Here is a 20,788-nt window from a genome sequence, read left to right as displayed (position 1 = left end):
GCGAAACTATATGTATTAGCGGCGCAGCTTTTTTTTGGAGCTGCCCCTGTCGTGACAATTTCTTACTGATCAACTTTCACACCATTTACTCGTATTATCGCTTTGCGTTTTTCAGCAAAACCGCAGAGTACGTCGTTTTGGTGAGGGAATTTGAGATGCGGAACATTGTATTGGAGCCAGGCTTCAAAGCTTTCTGGGTATGCGTCAAAAACGAGCAGGAAGAGTGCAATTAGAATTGTTACAGGGGATAGAATCCAGTCGCGTGGAGTACGAAACTGTTGGCGTACATCGTCAGCCCATTCTTTGTAGGGAAGCAGAGTTGCTTCACGACGGCTCAGGTTGGATGGGCGTACATCAGGTTTTGGAAGGTCTTCGGGGCCGTTTGCCATGAAATGTTGTAGGTATGTCCAGAGTGAGCGTGCAGATTGATCTCCAGTAATAGCTCCAGCGTTGCCACAGGCGGCGAAGACTTCCGATGGTGGGTCTAGAGCATGATCGATACCAATTAAATATAGCGGGTGTCGGGTAGTGTATCCGTGAGAGCTGAAAATAGGTATGAATCCCGCAAAGCCCTCAATACCATTCCAATCGAGGATGTGCATGTGCTTAGGGTTTTTATTGTGTATAAAATAAATTTTGCGGGTGATGCGATTGATGCGGATAAAGGCGCCGCGGCATCGATGTGCCCCACTGGCAAAGTAAAATATCACGGCCAGTAGGGGGAGTGCGGGCATTGCTATAATCATCCCTAATAACCTTTCTGGTGTGGCGCCAAGAAAAAATGTAAAAAAAATTGAGAGTATTGGTGAAATTAATAGTGTTGAGCCGATGAAGCCAGCCGTTCCGCCTAGTGTGAGATTGGCATAAGTTTCAATTTCGACGCACCTATCGTTGATGCGGCGAACTCCATCCGGTTGAGGTGGAGTTGACTGATGTACCCCATGTCTAAGGCGTGTTCCTCCGAATCGTATGCTTTTAGGTAATCGTTTTGTTTTGGTTTTCATCGTGGAGGATTAACCGGTTCTAGTTTGATAGGGTCGATAGTTTCTGAAAAAATATTGGATGCCCTGAACTCAAGCGCGGAGGGAGCTCCCTGTTGGTTGATATAAAGATCTGGTCTATTTAGGTTTGGAAGGAATAAATATTCAAGCTCTACCCGTGCCGATTGATGCATTTGAATAGCCCATCCAGTCGGCTTTTTGCCGGAGTATGTAGGGGTGATGAGGCACTCATGTTGGGGGTCAAATGATTGAGTGTCAGGGGCATGTGCGATGGGGCCTGTTATCTGCCTTAGGGGATAGTTTTTGATCTTCACAGATAGGCGATGCTGGAAGTGCTCGTGGAAGTTATCCGTGATATTTGGTAATTCGTAAGCAATGCGGAGTGTTCCTACCCTATAACCTGGCGTTTGTGCCCACTCGGTAAAAATTCGTGGTCGGTAATATAGGTTGTGGATCGTGTCAAGCTCCTCTTGCATAAAGTAGTGCCTGTGGTTTTTTCCCCAGGCGCTATGCTTGAGCCAAACTTCTATCGGACCATGTTTTTTTGAGTCAACTCCTGCGACAAAGGCAATGGCTATGCCTAGCACGATTAATGAGATTACTGACCACCCCAACGGGGTTAGTCCGAGTACGGCTACCGTTGTGTTGGAAGCTATGCTTGCTGCGGCCGCTGTTCCGCCCGCCCACGTTGCGAACGCAACCACACCCCCGGCAAATGCAGATCCGAAATACATAGCAGCTTGTTCAGGATTGTTATCTCGAATTGACTGCAAACTTCTGACGCTGTCGATGATTGAGGTCAGTGCGACACCGCCTGTACCATATAGAGCGATTCCCCTTTTCGCAGCAAAGTATCTGACCCCAGATGAAAGCTTAGGATTTCCCCTGAGGTTGTGATATGTCGCGATTGCGGTAGCGCCAGATTCTATGCTGGCTCCGATTAGTGTTGAGGCGGCGCCAACTAAATCGATCACGTGTAACGCTGCATCACCTTCCTGTTGTGCTTTTTTTAAAGTGCTCGCAAGATTTGTAATGGCTAGATACAAGCCTAGGCCCGATAGTGCTGGACCTAAACTTTCTCGTATCGTGCTTAGCATTTTTGTGAATATGTTCACTGTTTGTGAAGTGGCTGGCGTTGTCTTGGGGGTGTCACCCATTGATGCGCTCTTTTGGTAGGTGGTTTTCCCGATTTCTACGAGTTCGTAAATTTTTATGAGTGCAGTGAACTTGATATGAGCGGTTTTCGGTGGCGGTAGCTTCCAACCATCTAAATACTCATGCCCTGAGGCACGCTGCGCTTGGAAGTTTCGTGCCTGCTGCAAAATATCTGTTAAGTGTATTTCGCGCATAATTATGGTGATGTTAAACCTGATCTCCACCACAGCCTTGAGCCTAGGCACCAACACATCCGCCTTATGAATGGTTGGCAGTGCCTGCAGTAACCCCATCAATGCATTGGTCGCAGGTGTACCGGCGTGCTCGTCGAGGTAGTTATCCACCACCGCAAACGCCCCTTTGACGAGGTCTCCGGCCTTTTCCTTGAACCGGCCGGCCAGCAATTCGCTGCCATTGCCCACCGCCAACCAGAACGGGCTCTGGTCGGTCGGCATCATCACAACGTCATGCAGCAAATCCCGACCTTCACTGCAATGCACCAATCCACCCAGGCAGTCGAACACGGTTTCTTCGTAAGCATCCGCCACCGCCTTGACCTGCAAGTCGAAGGTTTCCAGCGCCTTGCCCAGTAATTGTTCGGCATCGATCAGTCGAACCCAGGCGATAACATCCGCAACCTGTTCGGCAACGGCGTTGTCCAGCTTCGCCAGTTCTTGGGCATACAGATCGGGGAAGCGCATTGCGCCTTCGTAATCCAGCAATTTGCGTTGCCGCTTGAGGGCTTCGGCGGTTTCGGCGTTGCTTCCGGCCTGCTGGTTGGCGGCGTTGAAATAACCAGCAATGAAATTGGCACTCTGCAGGCGGTGGGCGTGCTGGCCGGCGTAGCGGGTCTTTCTTTCAACGGCCAGGGTCACCAAGTGGTGAAGTTCGCTCACTATCCCGATAGGGTCATGCAGGGCCACTGCCAATGGGCTTACGCCTGGGCGTGGGCCTAACTGACGGGTTAGGTTTATCAAGGCCTGGCCATAGCGAGCCATGAAGTCTGGGCGCTTTGAGGGGCCTGCGAAAAGGGGGAATATGCCGGCGGTGCCGGAAGGCTTTAGGTCAGCCAAGGCATTGCCGGCATGGGCTGAATCGAACACATGCGGCTGCTTGGGCGAGCCTGCCGGTTGCACGGCAGTGGCAAGCTGGCTGCGCAGGCCGCCGTCGTCCTGCTCGATGCGCCACAGGGTGGCGTGGCTGAGCAAGGCTTCGCTGACCATCAGGTACACCCTGTCAGCGATACGGGTTTCGGGTGCCAATACGTGGTAGGCGGCACGGGCGGTGTCCGGGTGTGCGTGGCTGCCGGGTGCATCGCTGTTGTAGTCCTCTGGTGTCCACCACAGGTGGGCGAAGCGCACGTCCTCGGTCACCTGGTAATGGCGGGTTTTCATGCGCCCCTGGTGGAAGTAGAACAGGTAGAGATAACTGCCCGGGCGCAGCAGCCTTAGCCCGTAGGGCTTGGCCGACTGCAGGGGCGGGTACTGATCGACGCTGAGGGTCTGGAAGATTTCACGGTCCAGCGGTTGATCCGCGATGCCATAGCGCACGGGGTAGAGCGGAATGCCGCGCTCGCAGGGCGGCGGCGCAATGGCCTGGCCAACCCTGGGGGCGCAGGGGTGATCGGGTTGAATGGCGCGTTTGAAGCTGCGGGTCATTGCTGATCCCTCGTGGTAATCGGGCTGGAGATCGCCAGCAGGCGGTCGTTGATATCCATCAGCCGTTGTTGCCCTTGGGTGCCGGTGTCGAGCAGCAGGTTGTAGAGGGGGCGGTCCTTGACGAAGGGCTGTTCGGGGAACAGCAAGCGAAGTTGCATGTAATAGCGGCGCTCGCCTTCCAGGTGAAACCCGCAGTAGCCGGCTTCGCGGTCGAAGTCCGCTAGCTGGCGGCGTAAATCAAGCGGATCGAATGGCACGTCCATCGCCTTCAAGTGATGTTCCATGGCGTGGCAGGCATGGCGCAGGAACCAGGCGTGCCCCGCGCTGTTCAGCGCGCTTTCATCCGTTTGGGTGAGGTTCAGGATCGTGGCCTGGGGCAGGGGGAGGGGGCTGGAATCGTCCAGCGTCAGCTGCAACCATGAGTCGCGGCCCAGGCCGCTGTGCCAAATCAATCGCTGGAGTGGGCTGAGCAACTGCAAGAGCTGCTGATGAGGCAGTGCTTCGCAAAGCTCCTCAAGCTTGCGCAGGCGGCTCCACTGAAAGACCAGTGTGTTGCCATCCGAGGCCCGAAGGTGCCTGGCGTGCTTGAGTGCCCCAAGCAGTGCCAAGACGTCCTGGTGGCTGGCCAGCAGCGAGCCCTGCTGCTGCGGGCCCCAGATGTCGAGAAAGCGTGCCAGAAGGGCCTCATTCAGGCGGGCGAGCAGTGGGCCTGCCTGATAGCCGGGGCCTGCATACTCCTCGGCTGTGCCACGCCATACCCAATGGTACTGGCCGGGGGCGCAGAGGCTGCGGATGTCCTCAGCCAGTGAAGGTATCTGGTCGCCGCTGAGCAATAGCCAGGCGTGTTCCGTGAATGGCAGCGGCCAGGCCGGCGGCGGTACAACCGTAAGCCGTTGACGGGGCCAGCCTGCATCGACATAGCTGCTGTCCATCACGTGCGCTCCTTGGCACAAGGGCAGGGCGAGCGAGTACAGCGGCCATCGCTGCGCATTTCGCACACTTGATCCAACCCGGAGCCTTGGGCAGGAACGCCGCTTGCGACATGGCTGTTGCCCGCACCTGTTGCCTGCATATCCAGCGGCGCCTGAATATGCAGCGCCACGCCTTTCAGGGTGATGCCATTGGCGTCGATCATCAGCGTGCCGCCGGCACCTTCCAGCACGATCTCGTCCTGTACCTGAAGTGTGAAGCGCCTGGCGTGTTGCTGGATTTCCTGCCCGGCAGTCAGGTGTACGTGGCCTTGAACAGCCTCCTCCCGATGCCCACCCACTTCGAGGGTGTGGTTTGCTGCGGTTCGGTCGAAACGATGGTTGCCCACCTCCAACCTGTGGTCCTTGCCGATGGTGGTGATCTGGTTGCGCACCACATCAAGCAACGCGTCCTGGCCAATCTGCACGCGCTCGTCATTGCCCACCGACTCGGTACGGTCATGGCCGATGCTGATCGTCTCGCTGTGCCCGACCTGCTCGCTTCGGTCATTGCCAACCTGGGTGGTTTCGTCGTGCTTGACCACGTTGTTCTGGTCGCGCTCGGCGTGGATGAACACCTCCTGGCGGCCCAGTTCGTCTTCGAAGCGCAGCTCGTTGAAGCCCTCGCCCTTGTGGGTTTGGCTCTTGATGGTCATGCGCGTCTTGTGTTCGGGCAGGTCGTAGGGCGGCAGCTGGTTCCCGCAATAGGTACGCCCGGTGATCATCGGCTGGTCGGGGTCGCCGTTGACGTAGTGGATGATCACGTCCTGGCCGATGCGTGGAATGGCCATGGCGCCCCAGCTGCCGCCCGCCCAGGCCTGGGAAACCCGAACCCAGCAGGAGCTGAATTCGTTGTTCCTGCTCTCCCGGTCCCAGGGGAAGCTGACCTTCACCCGGCCCCACTCGTCGCAGTAGATCTCCTCGCCAGGCGGGCCGACCACGGTGGCCATGTGCGGGCCATCGACCCGTGGCCGGGGCAGGGGCGCTGGCCGCCACTCCATCTTGCCCGGCACCAGCACGGCCGTTTGCGTGTAATGCGTGCCTTGCTTGGCGTCGGCGGCATCCTCCTGCAGGCTGGTGAACTGGCTGCCTTCGTGGTGAACACTGATGACCCGCCAGAGCGCATTCAGGTCTTGGCGCGAGTGCCCCTTGAGGGTGAAGGCGAGGCCAGGTTGCAGGCGCATGTCGTCGCCTTCGACGTTGGCGATGCAGGCATCGTGGCGCAGGCCGCTGAGGCGGGTTTCGGTAAACGGGATGCCGACCGCACTGCGCTTGTAGCGCCCGGGGTAGTCGAAGCGCTCGTAGTTCATGGACTGGTGCACCACGCCATAGGCTGCAGCGCGCTGGTTCAGCCGGTAGGCCGGGTGGGTGAAGGTGTAGTCATGGTGAACCTGGCACGCGGTGCGCACCTGTTCGCTGTAGTGGAAGCGCCGCAGGCACGGGATGGCGGGGTCACCACCGCTGTTGACGTGGTACAGCACCTGGTCGGGGCCGACGGCATCGTCGTCCTCGTAAAAACCGTCGTCTGTATCGTCAGCATTGAGGGCGCCCCGGCTAATCATCCCAAGCGACTGCAAGCGGTCGGTGATGATCAGCGTGTGCTCCTTGGCACTGTGCGCGAAGCGGTAGACGAAGCCTTCCTCGGCGGCGAGGCGGGCGATGAAGGCAAGGTCGGTTTCGTCGGCCTGAACGCAGAATTCGCGCTCCTTGTGCTCGGCGAAGGCATTCATTTGCAGGCGCAGGATGCCCTGGCGCTGAAACATCAGTTCGAGAATCTGCGGGACGGTCTTGTGCTGGAAAATGCGCCAGTTCGAGCGTAGCTCGGCACGGGCCAGTTGCGGCTCGACCAGGGCGTGATAGCGGGTGCGATGAAAACCACTGTCGCCCTGGCGGAAGCTGCTGACCAGGCCGTGCACGTAACGCACCGGGCGTTGCCCGTTCCAGATGGTGAAGAGCGCCGGCTTGTCGAGCAGGTGGCCGAAGTTGATGTCATCTTCATAACCGATCAGTTCCAGGTGTAACTGGAACGGGGTGCTGAGCGCTTCATCGAGAACGAATGACACCACTTCGAGAGTGACATCAGCGGCCAGAGGTTGAAAGCTGAAACGCAGGTCAGACTGTTTGGGCATAGTTTCTCTCCATGACGCGACTCACTCTAGCAAGCGGGGTTCGGCACTCGTCAATAAACATGGCGTTTGGTTTGCCTGCTCTTCGTGTGGGAAACTTCCTACACTTGTAAGAATTGGTATCGATGTTTGTAGGAATATTCTCTGTCGAATGTTTCTAATTGTTTTTAGTTGCCGCTTGTGGTTGTCGCGCCCTTGTGACGGTGCGCCGTGCAGCGGCCTGTGGTCGAGCCTGAAGATGTAAGGCAATATTTATTTGTATTCCTGGCGAACCCTGCACTACGCTCTTGTGCAGTTGGTTGGGTTGAGGGCTGGATGCTCTCTCCGTCGACGTCCGCCTGATTTGAAAGCTTTGATCTGGATCAAGTAATTGGCCCAGTAGGATCTCGTATGAATAAGATTTGGAAATCTTTGAAACACTGGGGCTGGTCAGTGATGAAGCGAGTGGGCGTGCTAACCCCGCTCCTCTTGGCAACAGGCATCTTGTTATTGCTAGTTGCAATTTGGTGGTTTGGCCCGCAATGGAGATGGCGAGCGTATCAACCGCTGGCAAGCGCAGAAATGCGAGGCATGGCCAGTGTGTTGCTTGTGGTGTTGCCATTACTTTGCTGGCTGTTCGTCACGCGATCGCGTGTTCGTCGTTTACGGCACGAGCGAGAACAGGCCGATGCGGTTGAACGGGACCCCGGATTGGGCCGCGTGCAGGATCAGGAGCGCGAACTGAACCGGCAGCTGGCGAACTTCCTGGGCCATGTGGGTGGCCGTCGGGCGATGAACCGTTTGCCGCGATACTTGATGATCGGCGCTGAACGGGCAGGCAAGAGCAGCCTGTTGGAGCGCTCGGGCCAGCGCTTTTCCCTCACGCAAATCGGCAAGGCGCAGGCGCTGGGGCGCCAGGAGCAGCAGCCGGCCCAGGCTGTGAAGTGGTGGGTCAGTGACCATGCAATCATCCTCGACCCGCCAGGGGACTTCATTACCCAAGGCATAATCCCGACCCGTCAACCGCTTGCCGCAAACACTAGCGAGCCGTCAGTACCGCCAGGTAACCCGGCCAGGCTATGGGTTCACTTGCTCGGCTGGCTCACTCGCAACCGCCCAGGCAAAGCGCTCAATGGCGTGATACTGGTGGTGGACCTGGCAGCGCTGCTGCATGCTACCCCGGCACAACGCGTGGCCCTTGCACACGCATTGCGTGCCCGGCTGTTCGAGCTCAGCAATGAGTTGGGGCTGCGTTTGCCGCTCTACATCGTGCTGAGCAAGATCGATTTGCTGGACGGTTTTGGCCAACTGTTCAGCCGGCTGGGAATGGAGCAGCGTGACGCATTGTTTGGCTTTACAGCCAGACTCGACCGTAGCGGTTCGTCCGATGCATGGTTGAGCGATTTTTCCGATCATTACGCCCGAATGATCCAGCTGGTGCAGGCCCACGTGCGGGACGGCTTGGGGGCACTCACCGACGCAAGCCAACGTAAGCGCTTGTTATCCTTTCAGGCCCAGTTTGCCGGGTTGCGCCCGGGGTTGATGGCCTTTCTGCACGAAGCCCTGGCAAGCGACCGTTTTACCACCGCACCCCTGGTGCGTGGTTTGTACCTGTCTTCGGTCATACAGCAGGGTGAAATCGATAACGCTTTTGTGCGTGAGTCCGCGCAGCGGTACCGCGTGCCCAGGCCATTGCAGGAGGCGCTTAAACCTGGCCTCAAGGCCTCGCCTTACTTCGCCCAGCAGATTTTCCAGCAAATCCTCTATCCAGAAGCCGGCCTGGCCGGTGATAACCTGAGGGTCACCCGCCGCAAACGCCGCAGCCTTTGGGTCGGCTCCAGCATCAGCCTGCTGGCCATCGCCGCCGCTGCTGCAACCCTGCATCGCTTCTCCGACATCAACCAGGATAAAGCGGGCAGTGTTCTGCTTAAAACCCAGGCCTTCAGCGCCGGTGAAGTGGACGCCCGGCTCGACCCGACTGGCCGTAACCTGCTGGAGCCTTTGCAGCAAATCCGTGCGGCTGTGTCGGTGTTCGGCGACTATCGTTCCGCCTGGCCCGGCGTGGCCGATGCCGGGCTTTACCAGGGGCGTGCCATTGGGCCGATGGTCGATGAAGCCTACCTGAGCCTGTTGGCCCGGCGTTTTCTGCCTGCCCTGGCCAGTGGCCTGGTGGACGCAATGGAAGCGGCGCCCCCAGGCAGCGAGCAGCAAATGGCAGCGCTGCGTGTGTACCGCATGATCGAGGACCGGCAGAACCGCCAGGCACCCTGGGTAGAGGCTTGGATGGCGCGCTACTGGCAACGGGCATTTCCTGGGGAAGGCCAGGTACAGCGTGCCTTGATGGAGCATTTGCAGTATGCCCTGGCCTACGCGGACGCAGACCTGCAGCCGTATCACCCGCGTATCGCGGCCATCCAGCAGGCGCTGCGCCAGGTGCCTTTGCAGCAGCGGCTGTACGCTAGCTTGAAGCACGATGCACAACGAACACTGCAGTCGGGCGTGGACCTGCGCCAGCAGGTCGGTCCGGCGTTCGACATCATTTACCAGCCCGCCGAAAACACGCGCCTGGCCCCCTTGCTGACGGCCCAGGGCTTTACGGCATTCTTTGCGCCGCGCAGCCAGCACCTCAGTGAAATGGCCATGATCGACCGCTGGGCTTTGGGCGAGCGCCAGCAACTGGACTATTCGGATGCCGACCGCGCGGCGTTGGTCGATCAGTTGCGCACCCTCTATAGCGCCGACTACATCGACAGTTGGCAGCAAGCGCTGCAGCAACTGACGGTGACCGAGTTCCAGGACCTCGGCCATGGCGTTGCGGTGCTGGCGCAATTGACCGGGCCTGCAGCGCCGCTTCGCCGGTTGCTGGAAACGGTGCGAGACAACACGCAGCTTCAGCCGCAGCCAGTGCTTGTGGAAGGTGATGGCAGTACCGCCCCGGTGGCCGAGCCACTGCCCGAGCCGTTACCCGTAAGCCAAACGGCAGATATTCGCGTAGCCTTCGCTGCCTTGAACGAGGTCATGGAAGCCAAGGGTGAGCGCCCAAGCTTTTACGAAGAAACCTTGGGTGCGATCAAGGCCCTGCATGACTATGCCAGGGCCGTACAAGACAGCCCGAACCTGGGCAGCGCGGCGCTGGAGGCTGTTCTTGAGCGCTCGGCAACCAAGGGTGGCGACCCCATAACGACCTTGCAGCGCATTGCCATCGGCCTGCCTGAGCCAATCCGCCAACACATCGAGTCGGTGGCCGAACAAACTGCGCAAGTGATGTTGAACGAGGCGCTGCAGGAGTTGGAGCGCCGTTGGCAGGCCGATATCCATGGCTTCTTCGAGGAGCGCCTGGCGCGGCGCTATCCCTTCGTGGTGCGCGCTGAGGATGCTGCGCTGGACGACTTCGCGGCGTTCTTCGGCCCCAGCGGGCGGCTGCAGCAGTTTCAGGCTCGCTACCTGGATACCGTCCTGAAGGAAAACCTGAAAGGGGGGCACGCAAAGGCTCCAGGTGGCGGGCTGTTCCGTGCCGATGTGATCGAACAGCTGGAAAACGCAGCACGCATCCGCGAAAGCTTTTTCGACCACCGTGGCCAGTTGAGTGTGCAGTTCAGCATCGAACCCTTGGGCCTCAGTGGCAACCAGCGCACCAGCCTGCTCGAAGTGGCGGGGCAGCAGATTGCCTACACCCATGGCACGGGCCCGATGACGGGTATCGTATGGCCGAACCCTGAGCATGCACGCAGCACGCTGACCTTGCTGCGCCAGAACGGCAACAGCAGCAGCCTGGAATACCGTGGGCCCTGGTCGATGTTTCGCCTGCTCAGCCGGGGCGGGCTGAACGGGCGCACGCAAACGACGGTAGACCTGACCTTCAGGGCGGGCGATGGCGCAGTTCGTTACCAACTACGCTCGGAAAAGGCCTATAACCCGATCACCCAGCAGCCGTTCAAAGGCTTCAAGCTGCCGCGTACCTTGTTTGATCAGCAGGGTGCAGGTGAAGCCCGGTTCACCCTGTAATGGGCTCAGGCCCAGTACCCAAACAGCAACAGCGCAGCCACGCCAAAGCCCACTGCCACCGAACACCCGCCCAGCGAAAGCGCTGCGCGCCCTTGCCGGTACCAGCCATCCTGCCCCAGCTCGCGTGCCGGAGCCAGCAGGCTGCGCCAGCGCAGCTCGGTGTCATGAAAGGCTTGCAGGTGGGACGGGTCGGCATCCAGCCAGCGGCGGAAGTCGATGCGCTCGCACGAGGTGACGTCAGGGCTTTGCAGGCGCACGTACCATTGGGCAGCCTTGCTGGCCGAGGCATTGGCTTGCAGGTTTGCGGGCTGCAGCGCCTGGTTCATGTTGCGTTCGATGCTCAGCAGCGGCAGATCGAGGCGTTTGGCGATGCTGGCGAAATCCAGTTGGTCGAGGCGGTTGAGCAGGAACACTTGCTGTACGCGCCGTGGCAGGCGTTTGAGCCCATGCAGCAGTTCATGCTCGGCAGTGTGCTCGCGCGAAGGCGTGGGGTGCTCAAGGGGCAGCAGCAGACGGGCCATGGACAGCTCCTTGCTCAAGGGGTAGGGGTGGGGGCATCGTCCTTGATGCGGAATTAGCGTAGGCGAAACGAGATTGATTCTCAAGTGCTGATTCCGCAAAGTTTTGTAATGAGCGTTCACGCCCTGACACACTTTTGCTATCATGGCGGCCATCAACGATCTTCATTAGCCTGAAGAGCCAAAAAAAATGACCCGGCAAAAAGCCGGGTCAAAAACCGTGATTAGCCTGATGAGGAGATAATCTGAGAGCGACCTAAGCTTTCAGGTTATCCAGCGGATCTCGCGATCAGCTGAGTGCAATAATAATCGTTATCATTTGCCAGTCAAATGATTTTTCTGTCATCCGGTGAAAATATTTCTCCGGAGCACTGCCTTGTCCCGGCAATCGGGGCCTTTTGCCGTTCCGGCCATCACGTTTTCTCCCTTCTTTTTCCTGGCCTACGAGGCTTTCTGCACGGCGCGGTTGTGCTCCAGCAGGGCCCTGGCCATGTCCATCATGTGCATCAACGCGAAGGTCAGCTCGCGGGTACTGCCGTCCTGATGAGCGGCGGTTTCGTGGGCCGTGGCGGCGGCGCAGCGTAGCAGGGCGATGGCATGTTCCTGCGCCTGGTCGGCGGTGACGCCTTTGTGCAGGGTCCAGACCGGGTTGTTTTCGTCCGCGCGTGGCGGGTTGGGGTTGAGGTAGTAATCCAGGGCGCGGCGGGCGGCGTCGCTGTCGAGATCTGTTACGTCTTTTTTCGGTGGTTTCATCCTGATACCTGTGGATGGCCTATGGGCGTGGGGTCTGGCTAATTTTAATACTTAAAGTAGTCATGCGCCTTTGGGTAAATAATACTGAATGTTTATTGAGCGCCAGAGGGCAGTCCGTATCGTGCCAGCGATGAATATGGATAAATGGATTGCCCTCGTCCGTGAGCGGATCGAGGAGCTCGATATCTCCCAGGAGCAGCTCGCCGAGCGCGTTGGGGTGTCTCAAGGCAGCATCGGCCATTGGTTGGGCAAACGGCGCCAACCGAAGGTCGAGTCGATGAACCGTGTCTTCGTCGAGCTGGGCATGCCGCATTACCATGTCAGCATGGTACTGCGCGTGCTTGGCCAGGTGGGTGAGGACAAGGGCCGATATGCGATTGTCGAGGATGATGACGAAATCGACCTCATGCAATACATCGTGTGCTTTCGCTACCCCGTTCGTGGTTGGGATGAGCTCGGCATTGCAGAGCCTGAGAATGCGTTGGTGTTCGAGCAAACCGAATATTTTGCCCAAGGCCAGGCGTTCTGGCTGACCGTGGAGAACGATGCCATGAGCTCCGCCAGTGGCCGCAGTGTGCCCCAGGGGATGCGGGTGCTCGTGGATGCTGGGTTGGAGGCAGAGCCTGGGCGTCTGGTGATTGCGCGGCAGCCGGGGAAAACGGCGATTTTGCGTGAACTGGCCGAGGAGGGTGGGCAGCGGTATCTCAAGGCGCTGAACAGCAGTTATCCGGCCCTTGTGTGTGAAGAGGGGTGTGAGTTTCTGGGGGTGGTTGTGCGGGTGCACGGGGTTTTCTAGGGGCTTGGCGTGGCGTCTTTGGTGCCTGTGAGATCGAGCGCCGCCCGCGCGGCGCTTCGCGAGCTATGCTCGCTCCTACGTTTGTTTCGGGCCAGTATCGCCTGTGCCATCGCGCGCGGACGCCTTGTTCGTTCACCTCGATATCGAGACATACGCCAAGGCGGCGCGCGCGGTGGCCACATGAACATTGGCCCGAAACAAACGTAGGAGCGAGCGTAGCTCGCGAAGCGCCGCGCGGGCGGCGCTCGATCTCATAGGCGCCAACGATGCCATGCCAAGCGCGCGGCGCTCGATCTCACAGGCGCCAAAAATCCCCCGTCAGGCAGCCTCACTCCACCAACTCAACCAGCACCGCCCCTTCGCTCACCATATCCCCCTCCTGGCAAAACAGCGCCTTCACCGTCCCTCCGTGGGGCGCACGGATGCTGTGCTCCATCTTCATGGCCTCCAACACCACCAGCGCCGTGCCCGCTTCCACCACCTGCCCAGGCTGCACCAGCACGCGCACGATGCTGCCGTTCATCGGCGCCCCCAGCCCGCCTTGCTGGCCATGGCTGGCTTCAGCCTCGGCGATCGGGTCGAAGGCCTCTACGGCATGCACCTCACCGCCCCAGCGCAGGAACAACGTGCCACCCCGGCGCACCGCCAGGTGGCGGCGACGAACACCGCCCGCGTCATGCCCCAACTGCTCACCGTCCAACTGCCACGTCGGCGCGCTGGTGCGTTCCAACGCCACCGCCTGGCGCTCACCGCCACTCACCAGGTGCAGGCTGCTGCGCGCCGGCAAACCCAGGCGCAAGCCATTGCGCTCGGCCCATGGCGAACCGGCATCGTCATCGCGGGTGCTCCGCGCCTGGCCTTGCAGCCAGGCCTCGGCCGCCGCTTCCCAGAAGCCGGCAGGCAAGGCCTCGGGCGCAGGCAGCAACGCCTGCTGGTGGCGGGGGATGAACCCCGTGTCCAGTTCCGCCTCGGCAAACGCCGGGTGGGTAAGGATGCGCCGCAGGAAGGCGATATTGGTCTTCACCCCGCCAATGGCAAACTCATCGAGCATCGCCAGCAGCCGCAGGCGTGCCTGCTCGCGGTCCTGGCCCCAGGCAATCAGCTTGCCCAGCATCGGGTCGTAGAACGGCGACACGCTATCGCCTTCGCTGACGCCACTGTCCACACGGCGGCCTTCACCGGCCGCCGACTCACGGTACAGCGCCAGGGTGCCGGTGGCCGGCAGAAATTCGTTGGCCGGGTCCTCGGCGTACAGCCGCACTTCGATGGCATGGCCAACCAGCGGCACCTGCGCCTGGGTCAGTGGCAGCGGCTCGCCGCAGGCCACGCGGATCTGCCAGGCCACCAGGTCAAGGCCGGTGATGGCCTCGGTGACGGGGTGCTCCACCTGCAGGCGGGTGTTCATCTCCATGAAGAAGAATTCGCCACGGGCATCGAGCAAGAACTCCACGGTGCCGGCACCCACGTAGCCAATGGCCTGGGCCGCCCGCACCGCCGCCTCGCCCATGGCCTGGCGCAGCTCGGCAGACAGGCCCGGGGCCGGTGCCTCCTCGACGACCTTCTGGTGGCGGCGCTGAATCGAACAGTCGCGCTCATTGAGGTACAGGCAGTTGCCGTGTTGGTCGGCAAACACCTGGATCTCCACGTGGCGCGGCTTGAGCACGTACTTTTCCACCAGCATGCGTGCATCGCCGAACGACGACTGGGCCTCGCGCTGGGCCGAGGCCAGCGCGTCGGCCAGCTGGCTTTCTTCCTCCACCACCTTCATGCCCTTACCACCGCCACCGGCGCTGGCCTTGAGCAGCACCGGGTAGCCGATACGCTCGGCGGCAGCGCGGAAGGTGTCCAGGTCCTGGGCCTCGCCGTGGTAACCGGGTACCAGGGGCACCCCGGCATCTTCCATCAGGGCCTTGGCCGCCGACTTGCTGCCCATGGCGTCGATGGCGCTGGCCGGCGGGCCGAGGAACATCAGCCCGGCTTGCTCGATGGCACGGGCGAAACCGGCGTTCTCGGAAAGAAACCCGTAGCCTGGGTGAATCGCCTGGGCGCCACTGGCCTTGGCCGCTGCGAGGAGCTTGTCGATCACCAGGTAACTGTCGGCAGGCTTGCTGCCGCCCAGGTCGACGCGGATGTCGGCTTCGCGGCTGTGGCGCGCGTCGCGGTCGATGGCGCTGTGCACGGCGACCGTGGTCAGGCCCATGGCCTTGGCGGTGCGCATGACCCGGCAGGCGATTTCGCCGCGGTTGGCGACCAGCAGGGTGGTCAGAACGGGGCGGCTCATGGGCGCGGCTCCTTCGTGTCATCGGTTTGCCAGGCAGGGCGGCGTTTTTCCAGGAAGGCCCGCAGGCCTTCCTGGCCTTCGGCGCTGACGCGGATGCGGGCGATGGTGTTTTCGCAGTAGCGGCGCAGCGCAGGGCTGAGTTCGCCATCGTCCACTTCGCGCAGCAGGTCCTTGGTGGCGCGCAGCGCTTGCGGGCTGTTCTGCAGCAGGTTGTTCACCCAGGCTTCGACCTGTGCGTCCAGCTCACTGGCGGGGTACACCTCGGCCAGCAGGCCCAGCTCACGGGCCCGCACGCCGCTGAAGCGCTCGGCGCTGAGGGCATAGCGGCGCGCGGCGCGCTCGCCAATGGCCTTGACCACGAACGGGCTGATGACCGCCGGCGCCAGGCCGATGCGCACTTCCGACAGGCACAGCTGGGCATCGTCGGCGCCAATGGCCATGTCGCAGCAACTGATCAGCCCCAGCGCACCACCGAAGGCGGCGCCTTGCACCACGGCCAGGGTGGGCGCCTTGAGGCGGTGCAGGGCGTACATCAGCTCGCCAAGTTCGCGGGCGTCATCGAGGTTGGTGTTGAAGTCCAGCTGCGCCGATTGCTGCATCCAGGCCAGGTCGGCGCCGGCGCTGAAATGCCGGCCACGGCCGCGCAGCAGCAAGAAGCGCAGGCTAACGTCTTCGGCCAGCTGGTCGAGGGCAACGATCAGCTCGCGGATCATCAGCGCGTTGAAGGCGTTGTTCTTGTCCTCGCGGCTCAGCCACAGGGTGGCGAAGCCGCGGGGGTCGCGGGTCACTTCGAGGGTGCTGAAATCGCTCATGGGTCACATCCGGAAAATGCCGAAGCGGCTCTGTTCGATCGGCGCATTCAACGCCGCCGACAGCGCCAGGCCAAGCACGTCACGGGTTTGCGCCGGGTCAATGACGCCGTCGTCCCACAGCCGCGCACTGGAGTAGTAGGGGTGGCCCTGGTGCTCGTACTGGTCGAGAATCGGCTGCTTGAGCCGGGCCTCGTCCTCGGCACTGAAGGCCTGGCCACTGCGCTCGCTTTGCTCGCGCTTGACCTGGGCCAGCACCCCGGCGGCCTGCTCGGCGCCCATCACGCCGATACGGGCGTTGGGCCACATCCACAACAGGCGCGGGTCGTAGGCACGGCCGCACATGCCGTAGTTGCCGGCGCCGAAGCTGCCGCCGATGATGACCGTGAATTTCGGCACCTGGGCGCAGGCCACGGCGGTTACCAGCTTGGCGCCGTGCTTGGCGATGCCGCCTTCTTCGTACTTTTTGCCAACCATGAAGCCGGTGATGTTCTGCAGGAACAGCAGCGGGATGCCGCGCTGGCAGGCCAGCTCGATGAAATGCGCGCCTTTTTGCGCAGCTTCGGCGAACAGGATGCCGTTGTTGGCCAGGATCGCCACCGGGTAACCGTGCAGGTGGGCGAAGCCGCACACCAAGGTGGTGCCGAACAAGGCCTTGAACTCATCGAATTGCGAGCCGTCGACCAGCCGCGCGATCACTTCGCGCACGTCGAACGGCTGCTTGGCATCGGCCGGCACCACGCCGTACAGCTCATCGGCAGGGTACAGCGGCGCCACCGGGGCCTGGCATTGCAGCTTGCCAAGCTTGTGCCAGTTGAGGTTGGCAACGCTGCGCCGGGCCAGGGCCAGGGCGTGTTCGTCGTTGTCGGCGTAGTGGTCGGCCACGCCGCTGGTGCGGCAGTGCACGTCGGCGCCGCCCAGGTCCTCGGCGCTGACCACTTCACCGGTGGCGGCTTTTACCAGCGGGGGGCCGGCGAGGAAGATGGTGGCCTGTTGGCGCACCATGATCGCCTCGTCGGCCATGGCCGGCACATAGGCCCCGCCAGCGGTGCACGAGCCCATCACCACGGCAATTTGCGGGATGCCCAGGGCGCTCATGTTGGCTTGGTTGAAGAAGATGCGCCCGAAGTGCTCGCGGTCGGGGAACACTTCGTCCTGGCGCGGCAGGTTGGCGCCGCCGGAGTCCACCAAATAGATGCACGGCAGGCGGTTCTGCAGGGCGATGGTTTGCGCCCGCAGGTGTTTCTTCACCGTCAGCGGGTAGTAGGAGCCGCCTTTGACCGTGGCGTCGTTGGCCACGATCATGCATTCCACGCCTTCGATGCGGCCAATGCCGGCGATCACGCCGGCGGCGGGCACGTCCTCGCCGTACACCTCATGGGCGGCCAGCTGGCCGATCTCCAGAAATGGCGAGCCCGGGTCGAGCAGGCGGTCGATGCGTTCGCGTGGTAGCAGCTTGCCGCGTGAGGTGTGCCGTTCCTGGGCCTTGGGCCCGCCGCCCTGGGCCACCTGGGCAAGCAGGCCGCGCAGGGCCTGGACCTGTTCGAGCATGGCCGCGCTGTTGCTGGCGAACTCCGCCGAACGCGGGTTGATCTGGGTGTGCAAGGTAGCCATGTGCGCCTGTCCCTTGTGCTCAGCGGGTTTCGTTGAACAGTTCGCGGCCAATCAGCATCCGGCGGATTTCGCTGGTGCCGGCACCGATCTCGTACAGCTTGGCATCGCGCAGCAGGCGGCCGGCCGGGAATTCGTTGATGTAGCCGTTGCCACCGAGAATCTGGATCGCCTCCAGGGCCATTTGCGTGGCGCGCTCGGCGGTGTACAGAATCACCCCGGCGGCGTCCTTGCGCGTGGTTTCGCCACGGTCGCAGGCCTGGGCCACGGCGTACAGGTAGGCGCGGCTGGCGTTGAGCTGGGTGTACATGTCGGCGATCTTGCCCTGAATCAGCTGGAACTCGCCAATGCTCTGGCCGAACTGCTTGCGGTCGTGGATGTAGGGCACCACCAGGTCCATGCAGCTTTGCATGATGCCGGTGGGGCCACCGGACAGCACCACGCGCTCGTAGTCCAGGCCGCTCATCAGCACCCGTACACCGCCGTTGAGCTGGCCGAGGATGTTTTCCTCCGGCACTTCCACACCGTCGAAGAACAGCTCGCAGGTGTTGGAGCCGCGCATGCCCAGCTTGTCGAACTTGTTGCTGCGGCTGAAGCCTTTCCAGTCACGTTCGACGATGAACGCGGTGATACCGTGGGCGCCCTTGTCCAGGTCGGTTTTGGCGTAGATCACGTAGGTATTGGCGTCGGGGCCATTGGTGATCCAGGTCTTGCTGCCGTTGAGCACGTAGCGGTCGCCGCGTTTTTCCGCCCGCAGCTTCATCGACACCACGTCGGAACCGGCGTTGGGTTCGCTCATGGCCAGGGCGCCGATGTGCTCGCCGCTGACCAACTTGGGCAGGTATTTCTGCTTCTGCGCAGGGCTGCCGTTGCGGTTGATCTGGTTCACGCAGAGGTTGGAATGGGCGCCGTAGGACAGGGCCACCGAGGCCGAGCCGCGGCTGATTTCTTCCATCGCCACCACGTGGGCCAGGTAGCCCAGGCCGGCGCCGCCGTATTCCTCGGGCACGGTGATGCCCAGCAGGCCCATGTCGCCGAATTTGCGCCACATGTCGGCGGGGAACAGGTTGTCGTGGTCGATCTGCTGGGCGCGTGGGGCCAGTTCGGCGGCGACGAAGGTGCGCACCTGGTCACGGAGCATGTCGATGGTTTCGCCCAAGGCGAAGTTCAGGGTGGGGTAATGCATGCGGGGCACCTTGTTGTTCTTGAAGTTTGGGTAACACCGTAGCTCAAGGATCCGGCTCCGGATCCTGGGGGGTGTTGTTCATCACCTTTACGTTAACGTAAACCTGCATCCCACCACTGTCAATCGGCTCATCACCTTTACGTAAACGTAAATCTGCGCCAGAGTATTCTCCGCTCGCATCAGCCGTGCCCAGAACAACCACAAGAAGGGACACCCATGAGTCAACCAAGCTACACCCGCGGCCGCCAGGACCAACCGCTGCTGACCCTGACCATCGGCCAGGCCTTCGACGCCACCGTGGCCCGCTGCGCCGACGGCGAGGCGCTGGTGGTGCGCCACCAGGGCCTGCGCTACAGCTGGCGGCAACTGGCCGAACAGGTCGACCTGCACGCCCGCGCCCTGATGGCCCTGGGCGTGAACACCGGCGACCGGGTCGGTATCTGGGCGCCCAACTGCGCCCAGTGGTGCATCTTGCAGCTGGCCAGCGCCAAGGTTGGCGCGATTCTGGTCAACATCAACCCGGCTTACCGTGTGGGGGAACTGGAATACGTACTACGCCAGTCTGGCTGCCGCTGGCTGGTGTGCGCCGATGCCTTCAAAACGTCTGACTACCACGCCATGGTGCAGGCACTGCTGCCTGAGCTTGCGCTCACGCCCCCCGGCCAGCTGGCCAGCGAAGGCCTGCCAGCCTTGCGCGGCGTGATTAGCCTGGCCGCCAGCCCACCGGCGGGGTTCCTGCCCTGGCAGACGCTGGCCGAGCGGGCAGGGCAGACCCCGCCCGAGGCCTACGCCGCGCGCCAGCACAGCCTGCAGTTCGACCAGCCGGTGAACATCCAGTACACCTCCGGCACCACCGGCGCACCCAAGGGCGCCACGCTCAGCCACTACAACATCCTCAACAACGGTTTCATGGTGGGCGAAAGCCTGGGCCTCAGCGAGCGCGACCGCATGGTGATTCCGGTGCCGCTGTACCACTGCTTCGGCATGGTGATGGCCAACCTGGGCTGCATCACCCATGGCAGCACCATGGTCTACCCCAACGATGCCTTCGACGCCGAACTCACCCTGCGCGCCGTGGCCGAGGAGCGCGCCAGCATCCTGTATGGGGTGCCGACCATGTTCATCGCCATGCTCGACCACCCTTCACGCACCACGCTGAACCTGTCGAGCCTGCGCAGCGGCATCATGGCAGGCGCCACCTGCCCGATCGAGGTGATGCGCCGGGTGATCGACCAGCTGCACATGGCCCAGGTGCAAATCGCCTACGGCATGACCGAAACCAGCCCGGTGTCGCTGCAAACCGGCCCGGACGACGAACTGGAACTGCGCGTGACCACCGTCGGCCGCACCCAGCCGCAGTTGGAGAGCAAGTTGGTGGATGCCGACGGCTGTATCGTCCCCCGCGGCCAAATCGGTGAATTGTGCACCCGCGGCTACAGCGTGATGCTTGGCTACTGGGACAACCCCCAGGCCACCGCCGAGGCCATCGACCCGGCAGGGTGGATGCATTCCGGCGACCTGGCGGTAATGGACGAGCACGGCCATGTGCGCATCGTCGGGCGTAACAAGGACATGATCATTCGTGGCGGCGAGAACATCTACCCGCGTGAACTGGAAGAGTTCTTCCATACCCACCCGGCGGTGGCCGATGCGCAGGTAATCGGTATTCCTTGCAGCCGGTACGGTGAGGAGATCGTCGCCTGGATCAAGTTGCACCCTGGCCACAGCCTCACGGTCGAGGAACTGCAGGGTTGGTGCAAGGCACGCATCGCGCACTTCAAGGTGCCGCGGCATTTTCGCTTCGTTGAAGAGTTTCCAATGACGGTGACCGGCAAGGTGCAGAAATTCCGCATGCGTGAGATCAGCGTGGCGGAGTTGAGCTGACGAAGGAAGCGGCCTTGCCGGGAGGAACGCGAGGCAGGGCCGCCAGGTTCAAATACGC

Annotated in this window: 13 protein-coding genes; 3 read left to right on the top strand and 10 right to left on the bottom strand. The window is 61.5% G+C overall.

The features are described 5' to 3' along the window. Window positions 1-62 precede the first annotated feature (62 nt). The 4 genes from F3J44_RS09505 to F3J44_RS09490 are packed head-to-tail and all read right to left on the bottom strand — an operon-like array spanning window position 63 to window position 6,911. Window positions 63-1,004 carry a DUF6708 domain-containing protein gene (locus F3J44_RS09505; protein ID WP_167271930.1) on the bottom strand — a complete coding sequence of 314 codons (942 nt, stop codon included), beginning with the start codon at window positions 1,002-1,004 and terminating at the stop codon, window positions 63-65. After that, window positions 1,001-3,814 carry a toxin VasX gene (locus F3J44_RS09500; protein WP_167271927.1) on the bottom strand — a complete coding sequence of 938 codons (2,814 nt, stop codon included), beginning with the start codon at window positions 3,812-3,814 and terminating at the stop codon, window positions 1,001-1,003. Before F3J44_RS09500 ends, F3J44_RS09505 begins: the two co-directional genes overlap by 4 nt. After that, window positions 3,811-4,746, bottom strand: coding sequence for a DUF4123 domain-containing protein (locus F3J44_RS09495; protein ID WP_167271925.1), 936 nt, complete (start codon window positions 4,744-4,746; stop codon window positions 3,811-3,813). The genes F3J44_RS09500 and F3J44_RS09495 overlap by 4 nt, the downstream gene beginning before the upstream one ends. Continuing rightward, window positions 4,746-6,911 carry a type VI secretion system Vgr family protein gene (locus tag F3J44_RS09490; protein ID WP_167271923.1) on the bottom strand — a complete coding sequence of 722 codons (2,166 nt, stop codon included), beginning with the start codon at window positions 6,909-6,911 and terminating at the stop codon, window positions 4,746-4,748. Before F3J44_RS09490 ends, F3J44_RS09495 begins: the two co-directional genes overlap by 1 nt. A gap of 387 nt (window positions 6,912-7,298) precedes the next feature. Here F3J44_RS09490 and tssM point away from each other — a divergent pair, with 387 nt between their 5' ends. Continuing rightward, window positions 7,299-10,892 carry a type VI secretion system membrane subunit TssM gene (gene tssM, locus F3J44_RS09485; protein WP_167271921.1) on the top strand — a complete coding sequence of 1,198 codons (3,594 nt, stop codon included), beginning with the start codon at window positions 7,299-7,301 and terminating at the stop codon, window positions 10,890-10,892. A gap of 5 nt (window positions 10,893-10,897) precedes the next feature. Here the strand turns inward: tssM and F3J44_RS09480 are convergent, their stop codons facing one another. Both F3J44_RS09480 and F3J44_RS09475 read right to left on the bottom strand, forming a co-directional pair. Continuing rightward, window positions 10,898-11,413 (bottom strand): DUF4880 domain-containing protein, encoded by a 516-nt coding sequence (locus F3J44_RS09480; RefSeq protein WP_167271918.1) that lies wholly within the window; start codon window positions 11,411-11,413, stop codon window positions 10,898-10,900. 438 nt (window positions 11,414-11,851) lie between these two features. Next, window positions 11,852-12,163, bottom strand: coding sequence for a hypothetical protein (locus F3J44_RS09475; protein WP_167068194.1), 312 nt, complete (start codon window positions 12,161-12,163; stop codon window positions 11,852-11,854). Between the two features lie 130 nt (window positions 12,164-12,293). On the opposite strand from F3J44_RS09475, the gene F3J44_RS09470 reads away from it, so the two are divergent. Next, a complete protein-coding gene (locus F3J44_RS09470) occupies window positions 12,294-12,959 on the top strand; it encodes a LexA family transcriptional regulator (protein ID WP_205299795.1) in 666 nt (221 codons plus the stop codon). Window positions 12,960-13,287: 328 nt separating this feature from the next. Here the strand turns inward: F3J44_RS09470 and F3J44_RS09465 are convergent, their stop codons facing one another. From F3J44_RS09465 to F3J44_RS09450, 4 genes are read right to left on the bottom strand one after another with little or no spacing between them, the layout of a single operon-like run. Beyond that, on the bottom strand, window positions 13,288-15,240 hold the full coding sequence (locus F3J44_RS09465; protein WP_167271914.1) for an acetyl/propionyl/methylcrotonyl-CoA carboxylase subunit alpha: 1,953 nt from the start codon (window positions 15,238-15,240) through the stop codon (window positions 13,288-13,290). Then, complete coding sequence (locus F3J44_RS09460) at window positions 15,237-16,052, bottom strand: gamma-carboxygeranoyl-CoA hydratase (protein WP_167271912.1); 816 nt, start codon at window positions 16,050-16,052, stop codon at window positions 15,237-15,239. The genes F3J44_RS09465 and F3J44_RS09460 overlap by 4 nt, the downstream gene beginning before the upstream one ends. A gap of 3 nt (window positions 16,053-16,055) precedes the next feature. Then, window positions 16,056-17,663 carry a carboxyl transferase domain-containing protein gene (locus tag F3J44_RS09455; protein WP_167271910.1) on the bottom strand — a complete coding sequence of 536 codons (1,608 nt, stop codon included), beginning with the start codon at window positions 17,661-17,663 and terminating at the stop codon, window positions 16,056-16,058. A 19-nt stretch (window positions 17,664-17,682) separates the two neighbouring features. After that, entirely contained in the window at window positions 17,683-18,846 is a 1,164-nt protein-coding gene (locus F3J44_RS09450) for an isovaleryl-CoA dehydrogenase (RefSeq protein ID WP_167068180.1), read from the bottom strand. A gap of 216 nt (window positions 18,847-19,062) precedes the next feature. Between F3J44_RS09450 and F3J44_RS09445 the strand changes: the two genes are divergently transcribed. Continuing rightward, on the top strand, window positions 19,063-20,730 hold the full coding sequence (locus F3J44_RS09445; RefSeq protein WP_167271908.1) for an AMP-binding protein: 1,668 nt from the start codon (window positions 19,063-19,065) through the stop codon (window positions 20,728-20,730). The last annotated feature ends 58 nt before the right edge of the window (window positions 20,731-20,788 follow it).

Origin of the sequence: Pantoea sp. Tr-811, from assembly GCF_011752535.1 — a bacterium.
Lineage (GTDB): Bacteria > Pseudomonadota > Gammaproteobacteria > Pseudomonadales > Pseudomonadaceae > Aquipseudomonas.
Note: the sequence above shows the minus strand (reverse complement) of the source record. Positions and strands in the feature narration are given on the sequence as shown.

What these genes read in the sequence shown, in the direction of transcription:
- F3J44_RS09475 (WP_167068194.1), bottom strand. Translation starts at nt 12,163, where the DNA reads ATGAAACCACCGAAAAAAGACGTAACAGATCTCGACAGCGACGCCGCC.
- F3J44_RS09495 (WP_167271925.1), bottom strand. Translation starts at nt 4,746, where the DNA reads ATGGACAGCAGCTATGTCGATGCAGGCTGGCCCCGTCAACGGCTTACG.
- F3J44_RS09460 (WP_167271912.1), bottom strand. Translation starts at nt 16,052, where the DNA reads ATGAGCGATTTCAGCACCCTCGAAGTGACCCGCGACCCCCGCGGCTTC.
- F3J44_RS09445 (WP_167271908.1), top strand. Translation starts at nt 19,063, where the DNA reads ATGAGTCAACCAAGCTACACCCGCGGCCGCCAGGACCAACCGCTGCTG.
- F3J44_RS09490 (WP_167271923.1), bottom strand. Translation starts at nt 6,911, where the DNA reads ATGCCCAAACAGTCTGACCTGCGTTTCAGCTTTCAACCTCTGGCCGCT.
- F3J44_RS09470 (WP_205299795.1), top strand. Translation starts at nt 12,294, where the DNA reads ATGAATATGGATAAATGGATTGCCCTCGTCCGTGAGCGGATCGAGGAG.
- F3J44_RS09505 (WP_167271930.1), bottom strand. Translation starts at nt 1,004, where the DNA reads ATGAAAACCAAAACAAAACGATTACCTAAAAGCATACGATTCGGAGGA.
- F3J44_RS09450 (WP_167068180.1), bottom strand. Translation starts at nt 18,846, where the DNA reads ATGCATTACCCCACCCTGAACTTCGCCTTGGGCGAAACCATCGACATG.
- F3J44_RS09480 (WP_167271918.1), bottom strand. Translation starts at nt 11,413, where the DNA reads ATGGCCCGTCTGCTGCTGCCCCTTGAGCACCCCACGCCTTCGCGCGAG.
- F3J44_RS09455 (WP_167271910.1), bottom strand. Translation starts at nt 17,663, where the DNA reads ATGGCTACCTTGCACACCCAGATCAACCCGCGTTCGGCGGAGTTCGCC.
- tssM (WP_167271921.1), top strand. Translation starts at nt 7,299, where the DNA reads ATGAATAAGATTTGGAAATCTTTGAAACACTGGGGCTGGTCAGTGATG.
- F3J44_RS09500 (WP_167271927.1), bottom strand. Translation starts at nt 3,814, where the DNA reads ATGACCCGCAGCTTCAAACGCGCCATTCAACCCGATCACCCCTGCGCC.
- F3J44_RS09465 (WP_167271914.1), bottom strand. Translation starts at nt 15,240, where the DNA reads ATGAGCCGCCCCGTTCTGACCACCCTGCTGGTCGCCAACCGCGGCGAA.